Below are 18,021 nucleotides of genomic sequence, written 5' to 3' on the forward strand. Positions count from 1 at the left end.
ATGTCATTTGGTTTTGCCAGACTAGCTCAGATAGTCGTTGCGGAAATAGCTCCCGAAATCCGGGCGTCGAGCAACCAGCTTGCCGTCGGAATCGCGCAAAATGCCGGAGGCGAAGAGATAGTCGCCAATCGCTTCCATCTTGGCCGGATCCATCGTCCCGATGGCCCCGCTTTGGCTGCGTAGATAATGGCCGTCGATCAATGCCTTCAGCGAGGCGTGGATCAGCGCCGGATTGGTCAAGGCATCCTTGTTTGCAGCGATCAGCAGGGTTGCCGCATCGTCGGGGTGGTCGACAGCGAACTGGTAGCCGCGTCGCGTCGCCTGAACGAAGTCGGCCGCAGGCTTGGGATTGGCCTGGAGATAGGCTTCGCTCGAAGAGATTAGCGTCGTGTGCTCGTCAGGCACGCCATAATCGGCATAGACGAAGCTGCGCTGCTTGACGCCCCTGAGTTCGGCTTCGACACCCTCCCAGGTCGAGACTTCGAGCGTGAAATCGACCGACCCATTGGCCAGCGCCTCATAGGCTGAGGTGCCGAGCGTCACCGTCTCGAAATCGCCCTTGCCGCCGTCGTGGCGGATGATGGTCGATATCAGCGCGTTTTCCCAGGCACTGCCGAAGCCGCCATAGATCAAGCCGTCGAGGCTTCTTGGGCTTTTGATCTCGTTGCGTGCCGCATTGAAGACCACGCGGCCTGTTTCGGATTGCACCACCGCATAGACGCCCTTCAGATCCGCCCCGGCGGTTCTCTGGGTGAACAGGCTGATGGTGCCGTTGATGCCGAAATCGGCGACGCGGTTTGCGACCAGCGTGCCAGCACCGGTATCGCTGTAGGGCAGGATGTCGACCTCGAGTCCGGCCTCGCGATAAAACCCTTTGTCGCGGGCGACGAACAGTCCGATGTGGTTGGTGTTGACCGTCCAGTCGAGGGCGACGGTGACCTTTTGTGCCGCCGATTGTGCTCGAGCCCGACCCGTTCCGGCAATCAAGGGAAGGCCAGTGGCAAGGGTCAGCAACAAGGCCTGCCGGCGCGTGAAGTCAGTCATGATCGTGTCCTTTGGATGGATTGGGGTTGAGGATGATGTCGAGGATTTTGGCCTCGAGCGCGCTTGCCTGGCGCGCGGCATCGCCGCCAAGGCTGCGCGGGCGCGGCAACGGCACCCTGATTTCACGCACGATGCGGGCCGGGCGCGCCGACAGCACATAGATGCGGTCGGACAGGAACACGGCTTCGCGCACGTCATGGGTGATCAAGAGCGCCGTCCAGCGATGATGCCGCCACATCTGTTCGAGCCAGCGCTGCATGGCGGTGCGGGTCAGCGCATCGAGCGCGCCGAACGGCTCGTCGAGCAGGAGCATGTCGCGCTCCTGCACCACGGTGCGCAGCAAGGCCGCGCGCTGGCGCATGCCGCCGGACAGCTGCGCGGGAAAATGCCGCTCGAAGCCGGCAAGCCCGAATTCGGCAAACAACGGCGCAACGCGCGCCCGCGCCGCCTGTCTCCTCATACCTTGCACTTCGAGCCCGAGCGTCGTGTTGTCGAGGATGCGCCGCCATGGCATCAGCGCGTCGCGCTGCGGCATGAAGGCGAAGTGCCTGCCGTGGTCGTCGAGCCGCGCGCCGTCGAACAACATCTCGCCCTCGCCATGCTCGGCGCCGGTCAGAAGCTGGAACAGCGTCGACTTGCCGGCACCCGAGGGTCCAAGGATCGAGACGAACTCACCAGCGCCGACGCTGAGCGAAATATCGGCCAGCACGTCGAGCCCACCGAACGCCTTGTGCACATGCCGCAGTTCGAGCCGGCTCATCGCCAGGCCCCCTTCCCGGCAGTTTCCCTGCCGGCTCGCTCCCAGGGCATGGCAAGGCGCTGCAGCAACACGGTCAACCCGAACAGGACAAGGGTCACCGCCGCGCTGACACCGACGGCGGCAAGAACCAGATCAGGACGGAAATTGTTTTTGGCGTTGAGCATGTAGATGCCCAGTCCCTTTGCGGCACCGGCATACTCGGCGAAGATGGCGCCGACCACCGCATAGGTGATGGAGATCCTCAACCCGGCAAAGAAGTAAGGCAGCGCCGAAGGCAGTCGCGCGAGCAGGAAGATGCGCCAGCGCCCTGCCCCCATGGCGCGCAGCATTTGCCCGATCTCGGCCTCGGTCGCCTCATAGCCTTCGACCAATGCGACCAGCATCGGAAAGAAGGTGACCAGCGCCACCAGCATGATCTTGGGCGCCAGCCCGAAGCCGAACCACAGCACCACCAGCGGCGCGACCGCCACCAGCGGCAAGGTCTGGCTGACGATGAAGACGGGAAACAACGCACGCCGCAGCGGCTGGAAGAAGTCGACCAGCATCGACAGCACGAAGGCGGCGCTGAGCGAACAGGCAAAGCCAAGAAGCGTGGCACGGATGGTCGGAACGGCATTGTCGGTCAGCGCCTCGCGATTGAGCATCGCTTGCTCGAAGACGCGTGACGGCGCCGGCAGTATCGTGGCCCTGATGCCGGAATAGGCGGCATAAAGCTCCCACGCCATCAGGAGCAAACCGGCCGAGATCATGGCCGGCATTGCCTTGACGAGAAAGCTCGCGATCGGGCGCGAAGCGACTGATGATGAGACCACGGGAGATAACCTTTGACGGCCGCGAGAGCGGCGCGGCTTCAGACGGCCGACGGGCTGTTGGCCGAGACCGTGACGTCGAGGGTTACGTGGCCAGCGCCCGGTCCGAAACGGCAGAAAGCCTCGTCCAGCGCCGAAAAGATCGCACCGGCGTCACCGCGCAGTTTCGTGCAGAAATGCTTGGAGCGCTCATAGACGCCGGACTGCTTGAGAAAGTCTATGCAGCCGTAGATCTCGTCCATGTGGTCGTCTGTGCCCATCACATAGAGCGAGAACTGCGCCGCCGCCGGCTGGCCGGTGGCAGCAGCATTGCGCACCGCCGCGATGGCCGCGTCCTTGCGCGCGCCGAGTGGACCGACGGGCCCGCCAAACGCATCGGAGCGGCAGATCGGATCGTCCGGCTCGCCAGGGCAGCCGCGCGAGATGGTGGCCGACAACACGCAATGTTTGCCGCTGCGTGCCGCCGCCACGAAGAGGTCGCGCATGGCAGGAAACAGCACTTCGGGCGGCCCGACCAGCAAGGTCGAGATGTCGTCGGTCTCGATCCTGAGTTTGTCGCGCCAGGGATCGAGCGCACCGAGCGCGCCAAGGATGACACCGACGAAATCGTCGGTCATGGGATATAGGGAAATCTGTGCGCCTGAAAACATCGCCCGCCTCGCTCCGCTGGTATTACCCAGATCAGCTTCTAGGGTCTGTGGGCTTGCCGCCCCCGTCTCAGCCCCGACCGTACGGAGCACCCCTGTGGATGTGCGCCTTAAAGCATCATTCGAGTTGAAGGAAAAGCCGTTTTTTTATCGCACTGCGCCAAAAGCATTGCGCCAGGGCGGGAGCGGTTGGCTCTGCCGGCGCGAGAATTTATCGGGAACCTTCACCAGGCCGCGAGGTTGTCCCACCAGTCGCTACGCGACGAGTTCACAGACAATGGAGACAAACCATGTTCATGAAAATCCTCGCAGCTTCGGCGCTCACCATTGGCCTGGCGACATCGGCCATGGCGCAGAGCAATGGCACAAGCGGCACCGACGGATCCGGCGGCAGCGGCAAGTCGGTCACCGTCGACCCAAATACGCCGGCTTCGCCGAACACGGTAGACCCCGGCACGACCAACAGTACGACGGCAGCACCGGGCGCCACGAATTCAAACGCGGATGAAAATTGCCCTGCCCATCCGCAGGGCGCACAGCCCGATGCCAGTGGAACGTCGCCGGGCACCACCGCGCCGACAGTTAATGACAACCATTGCGGCAAGTAGGAATTGCAATGAAAAGAAGCCGCGGAGCGAGCGCTCCGCGGCTTCTCAAATCCTGTCGTATCAGTGTATCTACGGCACCGCTTTTTCCCGAACCGGCAGCTTCCACCCCGGCCTGACGAAGTGGCAGGTGTATCCGTTGGGATATTTCTCCAGATAGTCCTGATGCTCGGGCTCGGCTTCCCAGAAGGGGCCAACGGGTGCGACTTCAGTGACGACCTTGCCCGGCCACAGGCCCGAGGCATCGACATCGGCGATCGTGTCCTCGGCGATGCGCTTCTGTTCGTCGCTGGTGTAGTAGATAGCCGAGCGATAGCTCATCCCGACATCGTTGCCCTGACGGTTGCGGGTCGTCGGATCGTGGATCTGGAAGAAGCGTTCCAGCAGCGTGCGATAGCTTATGATGGCCGGATCGAAATTGATCTCGATGGCTTCGGCATGGCTGCCGTGGTTGCGGTAGGTGGCGTTGGGCACGTCGCCGCCGCTGTAGCCAACACGGGTGGAAATGACGCCGGGATAGCGCCGTATCAAATCCTGCATACCCCAGAAGCAGCCACCGGCAAGGACTGCGCGTTCGGTCGAAGTCGCCATATCACGTCTCCTCAAAGGCAAGTTTGTCTGGACATAGATGGGCATTGTCACCTGCTTCGTCCAGCGGACCGGCGGATCTGCTTCAGTTGCTCGGTCGGGCGAGGCCGTCGATAGCACCCGGCAACTGCCGCGCGCCAGGCGGAATGGCTGCGAAGCTGATCGCCACCGGCGGCGCCTTGAGCGACCAGTCGAAAAGAACGGTTTTGACCGGGATGTCGCCCACCCACGCCTGCAGATAAGATGGCACATCGCGCCCGGGCCAGACCAGCAATATGCCATGCTCGCGCAGCCGCTCCTTGGTGATCCAGGGGGCGTACTGCATGTTCAGTTCGGTGAAGATCGACGGCTTGTCATAGGCATTGAGGCCCGCCAGCGGCGCAATAAGGGCATGGCCGCCGACGATGTCGAGCCGATCGGGCGTCGCAGCGTGCCAGACAGCCTCTGCCTCATCCGAGATCTTTTGCGCCGGCCAGCAGACGGCGTCCATGCGCCCACGCAGATTGCATTTCGTCCAGCGGATGCCCGCATAGGCACCGGATATGCCGACAATGGAGATGAGCGCGCAGATCGCCAGCTTTCGCATCTCGATGGCGCCGAGGCGATGGCCCAGCAAGGCGAGCGCCACAACGCCAGCAAGATTGTACATCGGCGCGCCCCAGGCCTCGCCGGCGCCGGTGAACAGGGACGCCACCATCACGAGGATCGCCGGGCCAACCCCCATCCACAAGAGATAGACCAGCGTGCCGCGCCCGACGGGCTTTTGCGGCGCGGGCGAGCGCCGCAGCAGCCCTGATATCGCCAGCACCAGAAGAAAGCCGCAGAGCCCAGCCATCTGGACGCCGATATAATAAAAGCGGGAGCGATGGGCCACCACCCACTGATCGCGCCAGGCGGCATAGGTCAGCGGCAGGAAATCGACGCGGCAGAGTTCGGCGGCCAGTGGAGCGGCGACAGCGCCGAAAACCGCGAGCCCGAGCCATGGCCAGGGCGTGGCGAGCCGACTGCGTGCGCGTGTGTCCGACAGCAGCCAGATCGCCCCGAAAAGCAATAATAGGCCGGTGGAAAGCTTGGCATAGAGCCCGACGCCCGACACCAGCCCGAGCGCCAGCCACCAGCCCGGCCCACCACCACGGCCCGCACGCCACAACAGCCAGCAGATAGCGGCCCAGAAGGGCATCTGCGCGTAGTCATGATTGAACTGTGGGGTCGGCCAGCCGAAGAAATAGAGCGACGGCATCAGAAGCACGGCGGCCAGCGCGCGGGTTCGCCCGAGCATGTCGCGGGCCAGCAGATAGACTAGCACGAAAGTGGCCGAGATCGTTAGCTGAGCCACGAGATATTGCGGCCAGCGGAACGATCCGGTCAGAAGATGGCTGATCTCGAGCAGCCAGCCGGGAAGCTGTGGATGCTTGTAGGTCAACAGCACCCATTCGCGGCCCCACATGAAGCCTTCGACGACATCGTTGGGCGGAGACACGTCGACAAGCGCGGGCGCCACGGTCCAGCACAGGATCTGTGTCAGGCATAAAAGCGCTAGGCCGGCTTCTGGATAGCGCGTCAGCCCCTGCCAGATCGACGACTGCCGCCAGTCGCCTGGAACAGAACTGCCGACCGGCAGCCAACCGTTCATGGGTTCGTCGATTCGCGTCATGCGGTGGATAAATCACACCGGACGGTTTTTGGAACAGCCCAGAACTCGAAGCTTACGAAAATGTATACTTGGGTGACCATGGCAAAACCAAGATTGAGGCAGAGTTTCGCGCCACCATGCCGCCTCTCTCATCATCACATGCCAGCAGGACAACAATGGAACACGCCGTCCCGGAGCGCCCTGAACATGCCGGGCACGGCGCATCGGGCGTGATCGCGGCAGGCGTCGCCTACGCCTGACCGGTTCCCGTCCCCCAAAAAGCATCCAGGATTTAATAAATGCGCCACCACCATGCCGTCATCCACTACCGTGCGCTCGATTTCTGGATGGCCCGTGCGGCCGTTCTCGTCATCATCTGCCTGCAGCTTCTGGTCATCAACAATCTCTCATTCGGGCCGCGCTGGCTAGCGCCCGCGCTGGAGGCCGCTCTGCTGCTGCCCTTGTCGGTGGCCACCGCCTGGACACAGGCCGCCACCCGCAAGGCGGTCGAGGACCACGAGTGGCATGCGATCGGCCAGTTTCGGGTCATGATCCGCAGAACAGCCCTGACCATGACCGCCATCATCAGCATCATGAACTGCGGTTCGCTGGTCCTGCTGGTGCGTGCCTTGCTGGAGGGCCATGCCGGCAACAGCGGCACGACGCTGCTGATCGACGCACTCAACATCTGGGTCACCAACGTCATCGTCTTTGCCTTGTGGTTCTGGAGCACCGACCGCGGCGGCCCGCCGACCTGCGGCCTCGTCAAGCTTGCGCAGGCCGATTTCCTGTTCGCGCAGATGACGTTGAACGACCGTGACCTCCGAGATTGGCTGCCCGGTTTCGTCGATTATTTCTTCCTCGCCTTCACCAATGCGACAGCGTTTTCGCCCACCGATACCTTGCCCCTTTCCCAGCGCGCCAAGCTGCTGATGATGGCCGAGGCCATGATCTCGCTGCTGACCATCGCGCTGGTCGCGGCACGCGCGGTCAACATCCTCGCTTGATCGGCCCGACACGCGAAATAGCCCGCCCGGCGCACCGGAACGGGCTATTTTGGGTTGCCTTCGACAGTTGAAATGCAGCGCCGGACTAGTGGCGCTTGCCCAGCCTGTAGCTGTTGCCGCCCAGCAGGTTCACGCCGAGCCCGCTCAGAACGCCACCGACGATGCCGGTCTTGTTGCCGTTTAGAATGCCTGAGACGACATTGCCGCTCAGGATGTTGTTGCCGCTGAGCACGTCGTTCAGCGCGGTGATCTTGCCAAGGTCGATGGACGGCGAAACATTGATCAGGCTGCTCGAATTGCCTCCCCAGCCGCCCGAACCTCCGCACCCACAACCTGCCTCGGCGGCTCCAACGGACGATGCAACTGCAACAGCGGCGAAAATAACAGTGAACTTGTTCATGAAAGCTACTCCCGTTTGATGATGGAGATGGCTTCCGTCTTCTGTGGTCTACCTCTTGCTTAACAATATATGAACACTTCATGCGCTCAAATCTTTATCTAGTTTCGGTGCTTCAATCAAAAATTAACAATAATCATTATGCATAACCGACATGATTAACTTGCTTATCACAACGGACGACGACGAGACCGGTCAACTCGAATGCCGCTCAGCAATGGCCGATCGGAAATGCAAAAAAGCCCGCCCCGGCGTGAGCCGAAGCGGGCAGCGGTCGGTCCTGGAAATGAGAGCCACGCCGCGCCAGGTCCACCTGTCTCGGTAATTCCGTCAGGCAGCAGCCAACAGACGACGCGGTGCCAACAGCTACTCCTCCACCCCCGGTTTGAATCTCCGCACCACAAACTCGAACAGCACGTCCGAAATCCACATCGCACAGACGCCGATCAGGAAGGCGGCCGCCAGCGTGGTGGTGTCGTCGGCGGGATCGGGCATCGGCAGGCCGGCGATCCTGGCGTAGGAAACCGCCGGCAGCGTCAGATAAGCCGCCGCAAGCGCGCCGCAGATCGGCGAGGCCACCATTTCGCGCAACTTGTAGCGATGCCGCGACAGCGCGCGCAGAACGCCGCCGGCGAGACCCGCCGCCACGACCGGTCCCTTGATGCCGAGCAGGTCGAAAAGATCGTTCATCATGGCCTCCAGCCGCAAAATTTCTGGCCCTTTTCGTTGTGAGCCAGGATCGCCGCCACCGACGCGTCGGAAAGGGCCGCCGCCTCTGCCCTTGTCGGTCGGATGGGATGCCCGGCCGCGCAGAACGATCCGCCTGATGTGGTGCAGCCGGCCAGCAGGAGCGAGAGCGCTATGATTTTGACCATCTGGCCAGCCTCCCTCTGTTGTCGTCCGGCGCCCGGCCGGCGACGGCATCGTCGATCTCCTGGGCTTCGGTGCGCGCCGCGGCGTCGGCGGCATCCTGCCTGGCCTTCTGGTTGGCCTTGCCCTTGGCGTAGGCCGTCCAGACACCGGCGAGCGCGGCGCCCATTGCCAGAAGATACGGCCAGGCCTGGCCAAGCAGCGCGAAAGCGAGTGTTCCCATCTCATGTCTCCTTGGCCGGCGCGACCATGCCGCGCGGCCCGTCACGCACCGCGTTGATAATGATCTTGGCAAGGGCAATGGCGCCGCTGATCTGAAGGGCGGTGCGGTCGCTCACGCCGAGCAGCGTCCAGTCAAAGCCGGCGAGCGCGCCGCCGCAGATGATGGCGATCAGCGTGTTGAGGAGATTGTGCAGCGCATTGGTGTTGAACCATGTCATCGAAACAGGCTCCCGAAAAAATCGGCGATCTGATGCCGGACGGCCGCGAGCGCTCCGGCCATGAGAACGAGGATGCCGGCCACGGCAGCCGTCTTGCCGCCGGGCGTCGGCTGCTCGAGACGAACCGACGGCGCCCCATTGGCCGATGTTTCGACCCTGGGCGGCGCCGCCGCGGTCACCGGTGCGGCGGGGCGCTGCGCCGACATCAGCAGGGCCTGAACCCGCACCGACCTGACCCGATCCGACCAGCCGCGCCCGAATGTTGCCCATGTCGGCAACCGCTTCAGGAACGCCAGCCGCGCATCGCAAAGTGCGTCGATGGTCACACCGGCCGGCTTTGCCTTGGCCGCCGCGACGGTGACCGGTCCGATCCGGCCGTCCTGCGCAACGCCGACGGCCGCCTGCAGATATTTGGCCGCCCGGCCAGGCCCGCTGTTGACGGCGAAATCGAATACCGCGTGATCGACGCCATCGGGCAACTCGGCGCCGAGCACAGCGTCCCAGTAGAAGCGGCGATACAGCCGAAACTCCTCGAACCAGTCGGCCAGTGTCGAGAACACCTTGAAGCGGCCGGACTGCATGCGGTCGAGCATCTCCATCAGCCCGGCCTCGACCGAGACCGAACCGTCGGGGAATTGCGCGTGGCGGGTCAGCATGTTCAGCCCATGCGCCGAATATTGCCGGGCGAGCGCCACGCCTGCCCCTTCCAGCGTCTCGCGGCGGCCGTCGCGCGGCCAGGCGAAGGGCAGCCATTCGCCCCACGGTTTCAAGGTCAGCGTCTGCATCGCCGGCGTCTGCTGCGAGGCCCGCGCCGCCTTGGTGACATAGACGACATCGGCCTCCGTATCCCAGGCGAGTTCGACCGCGGCCGACGGATGGTCCCAGCCGAAATCGAGCGCACCGAGCCTTGGCCAGTAGCGCGGCAGCCGGAACGGCTCGCAGGCGATCAGCGCCTCGGCCACCGGAAAGATGCGACCGGAACCCAGCACCGGAATGCCGCGGGCGCGGGCCTCGCGCTCATGCTCGGGATAGGCGGCGACGATCGCCGCGCGCTCCTGCGGCGTGTAGTGCGCGGCATCGTCGATGGTCATGAAGGTGACGTGTCGGGACATGGCGGATTTCCCTCTGCGCGGTTCGACCATTGTCGCCGCACCTCATCCATTCATTGCGACCTTTGACGGGGGCGTACCGGTGCAATTCACGCTGGCATCACGCTGGGTATCGCAAAAGACACACCAGAAAGGAGGACCGCAGCATGACGCTCGGCAACCGCCAAGCGCGACACCAGTCAAATGCCAACCTATGGCCTTTCTTGTGAACTGACAGAAATTTCCTGCAACCCAATCGGAGTACGACAGATGAAAAAAATGCAGAGCAACACATCCGTAATGCTGTTGAATACACCGCCGCGCCCGGCAAGTGGCGATGGCGACGTCATCATGCAAGTCGACGGCCGCGAATTTTTGGTGAAATGGAAGAATGGAATCCCGGACGTGTCGTCCGGCAGCGAGCCAGCGATCATGCTGAGGGCGGAGGAGAAGACCCTTGGCGCTGTGCAGTGCTACAAATGCTGGGTGAATACCGAAACCGGGGCCTGGGCTTGTCTTCCAACAACATGTTGACACGGTAGTTCCTTGCCTGACGGGTGCAATTCCAGAAAGCGAGCGAGCCGCAATGGTTGCGGCTCGCTCCTGCGGCGTGTGGTGCGCGGCATCGTCCATGGTCATGAAGGTGACGTGTCGGGACATGAAGGGGTCCTGAATCAGCCTGGGAGATGCCGACTGTACCGTATTGTTCGGATGGTGTTTTTCGGATCAACGCGACGGTTCTTCTCCCTTGTGGGAGAAGTCGGGCGCATCACCCCTTCCCCATCCGCTCCACCTCCCCTGCCGACAAAAACAGCAGCACCACATCCGACATCCCCAGCAGCGGCGTAAACGTCACGATGGTGATCCCGCCCGTCGCATTGGTGCGGGTCAGGCCCTCGGAATAGATGTCGAGCGGCGGTTCCTCGTCGAACCAGACGCCGTGTAAAGTCTCGCCCTGCCATTTCTCGCGGCCCTTCTCGAAACTCTTGAACGACAGCACCGATTCATCGGCCTGCACGTCGCCGCCGCCGCCCCAGCGCACCACGACGCTGTCGAGCGCGCCCGGTGCGCCGCGGCCCATCAAGGTCTGCACAATGGCGTCGGCCGGGATCATGCCGGTGCCCCAGGCCGCCTGCTGCTGCGGCGGGCCGACCAGCACGCGCTGCGGATTGTCACGCGTGCCTTCGCCGGTGACGCCGGCCGCCCACAGCCTGACGGCCGAGTCAAACACCTTGCCCTGCCACCACCGGGGATAACGGCCGGTCAGGTGCATGGCCCATTCGGCGCCCCCTGCCCTGGTCTTGCCGAGCTGGTTGCCGGCCATGAACAGGCGCTCGCGGTTCTGGGCGCCCGCTGCATGAAACTCGGCCTGGCGCTGATACGGTCTATAGGCCGCCAGTTGATTGGTCCGGCGCCGTCTGTCCAGTTCCGTCAGCAGCGCCAGATATTCCGTCTTCACGGACATCACCGGGCTCTTCGAGGAACGGCTTGACGACGGCCTCGAGGGCGCGGATGCGGCTGCGGATTTCGTCATCGCTCAGGCCGTCCATTTGGTTGATCTTGGCATCGAAATCCTTGGGCAGCACCGACAGCACGATCTTCAGATACTGGTCCGGCTTGTCGGCCCGCACTTCGGCGATGACGCCGGCGCCATAGGTGCGGAAATCGGCGCGCACGGCGGCCAGGAAATCGTCGCCCAGTGTTTTCTTGGCGCGCTTGCGGGGCGGCTTCTGTGTCGCGGCCGGTTTGGCGGCGGGCCTGCGTCTCGCCGGCTTGCGGCGCGTCGGCCCGGTTGCGGTTTTATCGGTCATGGACCTGGCCACCGACGGCGTTGGCAGCGGGGATGCCGGCCTTCGGCATCGATCCGGCCCGGCTGGCTCGCTTCTTCGAGCGAACCGTTTTCCTCTTTGCCTTCTTGGCGCGCCTCGGCCCTGTCACCTGGGCAGGCTTCGTCGCACCGACAAGCTTTGCCACACCGGCCCGCGCCTTGAGCCGCGCCATGACGAGACCGACAAGGGGTCCGGCAATGCCGGCCTGCGGAAAACAAAAGCCGCCGGCCGCATCCCGCACCATGCCGATCTTTATGCCGGGTGCGACCTGCTCGACACGCCCCAGGCGTGGCTGCGGTGCGGCGCCTTCGAACTCGCCGATGGCGCTGACGATTTCCTGGCCGTCAGCATCGGTGATGATCGTGGCGTAGCGGGTCATGGGTGTCTCTCGGATTGCGAAATGAGTCATCGGGCGAAGGATGGCATTCCTTGGCGCCCCCCTCTGTCTTGCCGGACATCTCCCCCACGGGTGGGGAGATCGGCTGTCACGCCGGGTTCGCCAACATCAACGTTGCAAAGGCCGGCGGGGCGCTGAAACTGCCAATCTCCCCCGTGTGGGGGAGATGTCCGGCAAGACAGAGGGGGGCGCTGTCCCGCCGACATGTCTAGCCCAGAAACAAAAAACCCGCCTCGGCGGCGGGTCGTTGGCGCAACTCAGCACCATGGGCAAAAATGTAGCATAGCTGCACTCACCCCGTCAACCGTTTTCTGAGAAAAAATTCCTAATTCGGTCGAACCCGGCCGCATCCCGCACCACGCCGATCTTTACGCCGGGTGCCACCTGCTCGACACGTCCCAGGCATGGCTGCGGCGCAGTGCCTTCGAATTCGCCGATGGCGCTGACGATTTCCTGGCCGTCAGCATCGGTGATCGTGGCGTAGCGGGTCATGGGTGTCTCTCGGATCGCGAAATGAGTCATCGGGCGAAGGATGGCATTCGTTGGCGCCCCCGCTGTCCCGCCGACGTTTCCATGTGGCGCAAATGAAACCGGTCCAGAAACAAAAAAACCGCCTCGGCGGCGGGTCGGTGGCGCGACTCAGCACCTTGGGCAAAAATGTAGCATAGCTGCACTCACCCCGTCAACCACTTTCTGAGAAAAAATTCCTAGTCTGGTCGAAACTCCCGCGCTGAGCGACGCTGGCAAAGCGCGTAAAACCCTGCTTTTGCCGGCGGCTGGTCATAAGCCGGCAGGTGTGAAATCATTCGTCGAAGCTCATGGAATGATTCCCGTCGCACGGCCTTGTGGGGAGGACGATGGACGGACCAGCCATGGCATCCGTGTTCAGGATGCGGCATGCACCAGCCACGGTTTCCCGGGTGCGCAGCACCGGCCAGGGTCAGGCCGATCCAGTCATCCGCGTGCGTTCGCTGGGCGAAGCCATCCGTTTCGTCGCCAACGCCTACCCCCACTACGACGTCGGCGCCGTCGCCATCAGCTGTGGGGATGTTTCGATCGGCAGCCTCGGCAAGCTGGAGGTCAAGGCGCTGTGGCGCGAATATGGCGAACGGCTGACGCAGGAATAGGCGTTCGCCCGCAGCCTTTCTGGAGCGGAAATGCCGCTCGTGCGTTTCAACCCCAGCCACGGGAGCAATCGCCATGAATGTCGCCAACCTGCAACTCGAAGGCCTGTTGATGGCCGTCGCCTCGATCAATCGTCTCCTGGTTCAAAAGGGGGTGCTGACGGCGGAGGAAATCGACCTGGCCCTGCGCAAGACCGAGGCCGGCGAAACCAACGAGGAACGATCCGAAGGCATGTCCGCATCCAGCCGCGACGCCGTCAACTTTCCGATCCGGCTGCTGGAACTCGCCAACCAGTGCCAGCCGGAGGCGGAGCTGCCGTCCTTCTCAAAGCTGGCCCGCATGGTCGGCAAGATAAAGGAACCCTACAACGACCAGCTGTGAACGGTGCCGGCGGGCCGGCATGCGTCCGCGGTGGCCCACTGCCTCGCCTCAAGCCCTGCCCGGCCATCCCAAATTGAGCGAAAGCACCTTGCCCGGTCCATGCACCGCCGCAAACAGCAGTCCGGCCAGGAACGAAAAATGGTCGATGAAGAAGCCGAACTCGGCCTGGTTGCCGGCCCAGTGGCTGGGTCCGTGGAAGGCAAGGGCCAGGAACAGCACATAGGCGGCGGCCACCAGGGCCGCCTGCGTGAAGAAGGCGCCGGTCAGGAAGCAGAGCACCAGCGCGACTTCCAGGATCGCCGCGCACCAGGCCAGAAACAGCGGAAACGGAAAGCCGGCGGCGGCGATATAGCCGGCGGTGGCCGCCATGCCCATGAATTTGAACGTCACCGCCATCAGGAAGACGCCGGCGAAAATCAGCCGGGCGATGAGAAGGGCCGCGGTCTGCCACGGCGATTGAGTGATTTGCGACGACATGCTCGTTCTCCAGCTTTGCAGGTTGCTCGCTCCTAGGACGCGCGACTGGCGCCAGATCCGACACACCAGGCCAATTTTTCTCGACAGGGCGCTTGCCGCGGGTCGAAGCAGGCTTCGAAGCCTCACACCGACGGCAAGGAGCGATTTTTGGTTTGCCGGCCGACGGTATAGTGTTGCTCCCTCAAAGGGGGAACGGACATGGCCAAGGCATTGACCATCGGGGCACCGCGGCATCCGGCGATGAGCACCGCCTACGAACAGGAATGCAGGGATATGCTGGCTCCGCATCTCGACGCCCTGCTCCGCAAGGTCGAGGCTGCCGGCTGGGACCGCGGGCAGGCCGCCTCGGCGCTCATGTATCTCGCCGCGATGCGGCTGAAGCCGGCCTGACGACACGCCGGCCCGAACGGCTCTCCGGCGCATCGCGATTGAAACTTGTTGGTAATCACGAATGTGATATTGTTAGCCGGGGCTAATGCAGCGGTGTGCCGGTGCAGCAATTTTGGGTGGGCTGAAATTTGCGAACAAGCGTCAGGTTTGGGGCGATACCTCGTGGCGTGGGGTCGGCGACGCTGGAATGCAGCGGCTGCGGCGGCGCTGGCCAGGTCTTCCAATGTCCGCGCTGGACGAGTTCCAACGGCCATTGTTGCCCTGCCGGCACCCACCGGCGCGGCTGCCCCGGCCTCAGCGCGGCATGCTCCGAATGTGACGGCGACCACGCTGCCGACGCCGACCCGATGCGGCCATCGGCCTGATACAGGCCGGTTGCAGCCTGGCCGTGTCGCCTGGTGGAACCGGCGGCGCCGATCTGTGTTATGTCGTGTTGATCGCGGGCGCCGAAGGTTGCGCGTTTCCCCGACAACAGAAAGCGAGGCCTGAGATGGCTGACGACAAGTCGAAGACGAAACAGGACCGCAAGCAGGTCTCGGGCGAAGAGCCCTACGAGGTTGCCGCCTTTGCCCGCAAATACGGCATTCCGCCAAGCGAGGCACAGACCATCATCAAGCGCTACGGACCCTCGCGCAAGAAGCTCGACGCCCATATGGCGGCCCGCGGCTAGCCGAAACCATTTCGCCTGGGCGGCGTTGAAGACGCTGCGGGCCGCGTCAACCGGGCCTGGTGGTACGGTGAACAGGATGTCTTTTTCCCGGTTTCTCATCCTGGCCAACGAAACGGCAGACGAGCATCTGTCCCACCCGGCCCGCAGCGCCACGCATTGAGGGAGGTTGTCATGTCCGACACCATACGCAGGACCGGCAGCTGCCTGTGCGGCGGCGTGCAGTTCGAGGTTCACGGCGCGCCGCTGCGCGTCGGCCTGTGCCATTGCAAGGATTGCCGCAAGGCCGGCGGTTCGGTCTATTCGGCCTTTGCCATCTGGCCGCGCGAGGCCTTCGAGACCACCGGCCTCGTCAGCTCCTATGGCACGCGCAGCTTTTGCCCGACATGCGGCGGCCGCGTCGCCTGGGTCGACGACAACGAGGCCGAGGTGGCAATCGGCAGCCTCGACATCGCGCCGACCGATCTCGTACCCGAATATGAATTGTGGACCTCCAGGCGCGAGACCTGGCTGCACGCTTTGCCAGGCGCCGAACAGTTCGAGCATGACCGCCCAGCCACGTACAACGCCGAAGCGCCGACGCCGAGATCGCTGTCGGACATGGACGCAGAGATTTGATCTCCGGGCAAGGGAACCCTGCCCTGTCGCCGACGTTACCGGACGCCTCTCACGCATGTCGCCCGGCGACTTGCGGCAATCATGGAGACGACCGTTGAACGACAAGATGTTTCCCCGCCCCATCAGGCTGAAATTCGCGCCTGAGCGCGAGCGCATCATCCGCAGCGCCTGGGAAGGCCTGGAATGCCTCGGCGACTGGCCGGCTGGCCAGGGACGGCGCTACCGGGCGGCGTTGCGCAGCTGCCGCGATGCGCTGGATGGCTGGACGCCGCCGGAAAAAGCGATGCGGGCGGTGATCGACGCCGCGCGCGAAGCAAAACTCCTGCAGTAGTTGGAAAACAGGACATGTCCGAGCTCATTTTGCCCACACCGATGCGGATCAAGCCGCATGGGTCGGACACGATCCGCGACGTCGCCACGCTCAGGGATGCCAGCGAAATCCTGATCGACTGGCCGCAGGCCAAGCGCGGCCCGTTCTACCAGGCGGCGCGCGAGAAGGTCGAAGCCGCATTGGAAACCCAGACAGGCGCCGCCGAGGCGCAGGAAGCCTTCGCAGCGCTCTGCAGCCACGCCGGCGTCTTGGTGCGGTAGGTGTCAAAGGAAGCAGACGTCGTGCCTCGCCTGCTTTGTCATTTCGTTGGAAGCTCGCCCTGGACAATCGGCTGAGAGGTTTCGAATCCAAAGCTCTTCGGCACCAGAAGAATCAATGCAATCACGATGGCGATCGATGCAAGCAACGTGGCTGTGGCTGCAATATCTCTCACGATAATCTCTCCAAATTCCAAGTCGTGAGAAAAACGCTCCCGAGAAAACGAGGTTCCATTAGCTTGTGCGATAATACCAGTGAGCCGGCGTTTATTGCTTCGGCGGCTGGGGTGGAACTTCACCCGGCTTGATCACCGGCGTCTTGCCTTCGTCGGGGGCCGGCGCCGCCATGCCCTGGTCTCCCGTCGGGGGCGGTTTCAGCACGCCGCCGCAGTCGTTGAGCTTCGCGGTCAAATTGCCGTCATCGGCTTGCTTTTCAGGCTGCTGTTTTGCCTCTTGCCCGGTCTGAGCCCTGCATTTGTCGGCCTGCGGCGCCTGGCTGTCGTTCTGCTGCTGGGCTGCGGCCGGCACTGCCAGCGCCAGCATAAGGCCGAATGGCATGATGGCGAGAGTTCTCATCACTGCCTCCTTCTTTCTTTCACGGTCGCCTGCGGCGGCCTTCCCTTCACAGGGACAACGCCTGTCGACGAAAAAGGTTGGCCGCGTCGCCGGGCGGCATTGCAATCAAACCCGTTCGCCGGCCGTTGCGCGTGCCGGAGGCGGTCATGTTCGAAGGTTTTCAAGGCGCGGAAATCGACACCGGCGATGCCGGCATATTCTGCCTGCGTGCCGGGACCGGGCCGCCATTGCTGTTGCTGCACGGCTTTCCGCAGACGCATCTGATGTGGCGCGACATCGCGCCGGCTCTGGCCAGCCGGTTCAGCGTCGTCTGCGCCGATTTGCGCGGCTATGGCGGCAGCTCCTGTCCGGCGTCCACTCCGGACCACGCACCCTATGCCAAGCGCGCCATGGCGGACGATTTGGTGAGGCTGATGGAGAAGCTGGGTTTCAGCAGCTTCATGGTCGCCGGCCATGATCGCGGCGGGCGTGTCGCCTACCGCATGGCGCTCGACCATCCGGGCAGTATCGACAGGCTCGCCGTCCTCGACATCGTGCCGACCGCCGATGCCTGGGACCGCGCCGACGCCAGGCTGGCCCTGGGCTATTGGCCATGGTCGCTGCTGGCGCAGCCCGAGCCATTGCCCGAAAAGATCCTGTCCGGCGCCGCCGAGGCGATCGTCGACAATGCGCTCAACGGCTGGGGCTCACAGCCATCGGCGTTTCCAGCCGAAGTGCGTCAGGCCTATGTCGAGGCCCTGCGTACGCCTGCCCACGCCCATGCCATCTGCGAGGAATATCGGGCGGCAGCCACGCTCGACCGCGAGCATGACCATGCCGACAAGGCAGCCGGCCGGCGCATCCGCTGCCCGCTGCTGGCGCTATGGAGCGGTCAGGGCGCGTTGGCGGATTGGTATGCCGGCGAAGGCGGACCACTGGCGCTGTGGCGCGGCTGGGCCGACGACGTGCGCGGCCAGCCGATGCCGGGCGGACACTTCTTTCCCGAGGAGAACCCGGCGCGGACGGCCGATCTGCTGGCCGGCTTCTTCGGCGAAACCAGTCACGGCATCTCCGTGCGATCGGAGTTACCTTCGCCCTCCCCTTGA

General features: G+C 63.7%; 30 protein-coding genes and 1 riboswitch. Of the genes, 11 read left to right on the forward strand and 19 right to left on the reverse strand.

Going from position 1 to position 18,021, the window contains the following annotated elements:
* Nucleotides 1-21: 21 nt before the first annotated feature.
* The 4 genes from A4R29_RS18570 to A4R29_RS18585 form a co-directional block, all read right to left on the reverse strand.
* On the reverse strand, nucleotides 22-1,044 hold the full coding sequence (locus A4R29_RS18570) for an ABC transporter substrate-binding protein (RefSeq protein ID WP_063172559.1): 1,023 nt from the start codon (nucleotides 1,042-1,044) through the stop codon (nucleotides 22-24).
* Complete coding sequence (locus A4R29_RS18575) at nucleotides 1,037-1,804, reverse strand: ABC transporter ATP-binding protein (protein WP_063172560.1); 768 nt, start codon at nucleotides 1,802-1,804, stop codon at nucleotides 1,037-1,039. Before A4R29_RS18575 ends, A4R29_RS18570 begins: the two co-directional genes overlap by 8 nt.
* Nucleotides 1,801-2,562: an ABC transporter permease gene (locus tag A4R29_RS18580; RefSeq protein ID WP_244506974.1), complete on the reverse strand. Its 762-nt coding sequence runs from the start codon at nucleotides 2,560-2,562 to the stop codon at nucleotides 1,801-1,803. Before A4R29_RS18580 ends, A4R29_RS18575 begins: the two co-directional genes overlap by 4 nt.
* A gap of 92 nt (nucleotides 2,563-2,654) precedes the next feature.
* Nucleotides 2,655-3,263: a YkoF family thiamine/hydroxymethylpyrimidine-binding protein gene (locus A4R29_RS18585; RefSeq protein WP_063173727.1), complete on the reverse strand. Its 609-nt coding sequence runs from the start codon at nucleotides 3,261-3,263 to the stop codon at nucleotides 2,655-2,657.
* Nucleotides 3,254-3,367: riboswitch (TPP riboswitch) on the reverse strand. (Overlaps the previous gene by 10 nt.)
* A gap of 183 nt (nucleotides 3,368-3,550) precedes the next feature.
* Between A4R29_RS18585 and A4R29_RS18590 the strand changes: the two genes are divergently transcribed.
* Nucleotides 3,551-3,868, forward strand: coding sequence for a hypothetical protein (locus A4R29_RS18590; protein WP_063172562.1), 318 nt, complete (start codon nucleotides 3,551-3,553; stop codon nucleotides 3,866-3,868).
* Between the two features lie 69 nt (nucleotides 3,869-3,937).
* Here the strand turns inward: A4R29_RS18590 and msrA are convergent, their stop codons facing one another.
* Together msrA and A4R29_RS18600 are read right to left on the reverse strand one after the other, a co-directional pair.
* A complete protein-coding gene (gene msrA, locus A4R29_RS18595; RefSeq protein ID WP_063172563.1) occupies nucleotides 3,938-4,456 on the reverse strand; it encodes a peptide-methionine (S)-S-oxide reductase MsrA in 519 nt (172 codons plus the stop codon).
* Nucleotides 4,457-4,538: 82 nt separating this feature from the next.
* A complete protein-coding gene (locus tag A4R29_RS18600; protein WP_013530792.1) occupies nucleotides 4,539-6,086 on the reverse strand; it encodes a glycosyltransferase family 39 protein in 1,548 nt (515 codons plus the stop codon).
* Between the two features lie 299 nt (nucleotides 6,087-6,385).
* Between A4R29_RS18600 and A4R29_RS18605 the strand changes: the two genes are divergently transcribed.
* A complete protein-coding gene (locus A4R29_RS18605) occupies nucleotides 6,386-7,093 on the forward strand; it encodes a hypothetical protein (RefSeq protein ID WP_063172564.1) in 708 nt (235 codons plus the stop codon).
* Between the two features lie 85 nt (nucleotides 7,094-7,178).
* On the opposite strand, the gene A4R29_RS18610 is transcribed toward A4R29_RS18605, so the two are convergent.
* The 6 genes from A4R29_RS18610 to A4R29_RS35075 all read right to left on the reverse strand — a co-directional run bounded on the left by A4R29_RS18610 (nucleotide 7,179) and on the right by A4R29_RS35075 (nucleotide 9,912).
* On the reverse strand, nucleotides 7,179-7,493 hold the full coding sequence (locus A4R29_RS18610) for a hypothetical protein (protein ID WP_013530790.1): 315 nt from the start codon (nucleotides 7,491-7,493) through the stop codon (nucleotides 7,179-7,181).
* Nucleotides 7,494-7,856: 363 nt separating this feature from the next.
* Nucleotides 7,857-8,180 carry a hypothetical protein gene (locus A4R29_RS18615; protein ID WP_013530789.1) on the reverse strand — a complete coding sequence of 108 codons (324 nt, stop codon included), beginning with the start codon at nucleotides 8,178-8,180 and terminating at the stop codon, nucleotides 7,857-7,859.
* On the reverse strand, nucleotides 8,180-8,365 hold the full coding sequence (locus A4R29_RS33235; protein WP_063168556.1) for a hypothetical protein: 186 nt from the start codon (nucleotides 8,363-8,365) through the stop codon (nucleotides 8,180-8,182). The genes A4R29_RS18615 and A4R29_RS33235 overlap by 1 nt, the downstream gene beginning before the upstream one ends.
* Nucleotides 8,350-8,583: a phage-related exported protein gene (locus tag A4R29_RS18620; protein WP_013530787.1), complete on the reverse strand. Its 234-nt coding sequence runs from the start codon at nucleotides 8,581-8,583 to the stop codon at nucleotides 8,350-8,352. Before A4R29_RS18620 ends, A4R29_RS33235 begins: the two co-directional genes overlap by 16 nt.
* A gap of 1 nt (nucleotide 8,584) precedes the next feature.
* Complete coding sequence (locus A4R29_RS18625; RefSeq protein WP_063168557.1) at nucleotides 8,585-8,800, reverse strand: hypothetical protein; 216 nt, start codon at nucleotides 8,798-8,800, stop codon at nucleotides 8,585-8,587.
* Entirely contained in the window at nucleotides 8,797-9,912 is a 1,116-nt protein-coding gene (locus A4R29_RS35075; protein WP_082827441.1) for a phage terminase large subunit family protein, read from the reverse strand. The genes A4R29_RS18625 and A4R29_RS35075 overlap by 4 nt, the downstream gene beginning before the upstream one ends.
* Nucleotides 9,913-10,158: 246 nt before the next feature.
* Between A4R29_RS35075 and A4R29_RS18635 the strand changes: the two genes are divergently transcribed.
* A complete protein-coding gene (locus tag A4R29_RS18635; RefSeq protein ID WP_063172565.1) occupies nucleotides 10,159-10,422 on the forward strand; it encodes a hypothetical protein in 264 nt (87 codons plus the stop codon).
* Between the two features lie 235 nt (nucleotides 10,423-10,657).
* Here the strand turns inward: A4R29_RS18635 and A4R29_RS18640 are convergent, their stop codons facing one another.
* From A4R29_RS18640 to A4R29_RS18650, 4 genes are all read right to left on the reverse strand, one after another.
* Nucleotides 10,658-11,353 carry a terminase large subunit domain-containing protein gene (locus A4R29_RS18640; protein WP_244506840.1) on the reverse strand — a complete coding sequence of 232 codons (696 nt, stop codon included), beginning with the start codon at nucleotides 11,351-11,353 and terminating at the stop codon, nucleotides 10,658-10,660.
* Nucleotides 11,274-11,699 carry a hypothetical protein gene (locus tag A4R29_RS33245; RefSeq protein WP_244506841.1) on the reverse strand — a complete coding sequence of 142 codons (426 nt, stop codon included), beginning with the start codon at nucleotides 11,697-11,699 and terminating at the stop codon, nucleotides 11,274-11,276. The genes A4R29_RS18640 and A4R29_RS33245 overlap by 80 nt, the downstream gene beginning before the upstream one ends.
* Nucleotides 11,689-12,096: a hypothetical protein gene (locus A4R29_RS18645; RefSeq protein WP_063172567.1), complete on the reverse strand. Its 408-nt coding sequence runs from the start codon at nucleotides 12,094-12,096 to the stop codon at nucleotides 11,689-11,691. The genes A4R29_RS33245 and A4R29_RS18645 overlap by 11 nt, the downstream gene beginning before the upstream one ends.
* Nucleotides 12,097-12,414: 318 nt before the next feature.
* Nucleotides 12,415-12,606 (reverse strand): hypothetical protein, encoded by a 192-nt coding sequence (locus A4R29_RS18650; RefSeq protein ID WP_027160735.1) that lies wholly within the window; start codon nucleotides 12,604-12,606, stop codon nucleotides 12,415-12,417.
* Between the two features lie 365 nt (nucleotides 12,607-12,971).
* On the opposite strand from A4R29_RS18650, the gene A4R29_RS18655 reads away from it, so the two are divergent.
* Together A4R29_RS18655 and A4R29_RS18660 are read left to right on the forward strand one after the other, a co-directional pair.
* Nucleotides 12,972-13,241, forward strand: a complete 270-nt coding sequence (locus A4R29_RS18655; protein WP_063172568.1) for a hypothetical protein — start codon at nucleotides 12,972-12,974, stop codon at nucleotides 13,239-13,241.
* Between the two features lie 73 nt (nucleotides 13,242-13,314).
* A complete protein-coding gene (locus A4R29_RS18660; protein WP_013530780.1) occupies nucleotides 13,315-13,620 on the forward strand; it encodes a hypothetical protein in 306 nt (101 codons plus the stop codon).
* 48 nt (nucleotides 13,621-13,668) lie between these two features.
* On the opposite strand, the gene A4R29_RS18665 is transcribed toward A4R29_RS18660, so the two are convergent.
* On the reverse strand, nucleotides 13,669-14,097 hold the full coding sequence (locus tag A4R29_RS18665; RefSeq protein WP_063168563.1) for a DoxX family protein: 429 nt from the start codon (nucleotides 14,095-14,097) through the stop codon (nucleotides 13,669-13,671).
* A 198-nt stretch (nucleotides 14,098-14,295) separates the two neighbouring features.
* Here A4R29_RS18665 and A4R29_RS18670 point away from each other — a divergent pair, with 198 nt between their 5' ends.
* From A4R29_RS18670 to A4R29_RS18695, 5 genes are all read left to right on the forward strand, one after another.
* Entirely contained in the window at nucleotides 14,296-14,487 is a 192-nt protein-coding gene (locus A4R29_RS18670; protein ID WP_013530778.1) for a hypothetical protein, read from the forward strand.
* 490 nt (nucleotides 14,488-14,977) lie between these two features.
* On the forward strand, nucleotides 14,978-15,157 hold the full coding sequence (locus tag A4R29_RS18680) for a DUF3606 domain-containing protein (protein ID WP_013530777.1): 180 nt from the start codon (nucleotides 14,978-14,980) through the stop codon (nucleotides 15,155-15,157).
* A 171-nt stretch (nucleotides 15,158-15,328) separates the two neighbouring features.
* Complete coding sequence (locus tag A4R29_RS18685; RefSeq protein ID WP_063172569.1) at nucleotides 15,329-15,772, forward strand: GFA family protein; 444 nt, start codon at nucleotides 15,329-15,331, stop codon at nucleotides 15,770-15,772.
* 94 nt (nucleotides 15,773-15,866) lie between these two features.
* Complete coding sequence (locus A4R29_RS18690; protein WP_027035115.1) at nucleotides 15,867-16,103, forward strand: DUF982 domain-containing protein; 237 nt, start codon at nucleotides 15,867-15,869, stop codon at nucleotides 16,101-16,103.
* 14 nt (nucleotides 16,104-16,117) lie between these two features.
* Nucleotides 16,118-16,363, forward strand: a complete 246-nt coding sequence (locus A4R29_RS18695; protein ID WP_027160738.1) for a DUF982 domain-containing protein — start codon at nucleotides 16,118-16,120, stop codon at nucleotides 16,361-16,363.
* Nucleotides 16,364-16,401: 38 nt separating this feature from the next.
* Here the strand turns inward: A4R29_RS18695 and A4R29_RS35380 are convergent, their stop codons facing one another.
* Together A4R29_RS35380 and A4R29_RS18700 are read right to left on the reverse strand one after the other, a co-directional pair.
* The gene (locus A4R29_RS35380; RefSeq protein ID WP_263484935.1) at nucleotides 16,402-16,536 is read right to left on the reverse strand and encodes a hypothetical protein; all 135 of its coding nucleotides are present in this window, start codon (nucleotides 16,534-16,536) and stop codon (nucleotides 16,402-16,404) included.
* A 91-nt stretch (nucleotides 16,537-16,627) separates the two neighbouring features.
* A complete protein-coding gene (locus A4R29_RS18700) occupies nucleotides 16,628-16,936 on the reverse strand; it encodes a hypothetical protein (protein ID WP_013530773.1) in 309 nt (102 codons plus the stop codon).
* A gap of 146 nt (nucleotides 16,937-17,082) precedes the next feature.
* Here A4R29_RS18700 and A4R29_RS18705 point away from each other — a divergent pair, with 146 nt between their 5' ends.
* On the forward strand, nucleotides 17,083-18,021 hold the full coding sequence (locus A4R29_RS18705; RefSeq protein ID WP_063173728.1) for an alpha/beta fold hydrolase: 939 nt from the start codon (nucleotides 17,083-17,085) through the stop codon (nucleotides 18,019-18,021).

It is taken from the genome of Mesorhizobium ciceri biovar biserrulae, assembly GCF_001618845.1.
Classification (GTDB): Bacteria; Pseudomonadota; Alphaproteobacteria; order Rhizobiales; family Rhizobiaceae; genus Mesorhizobium; species Mesorhizobium ciceri.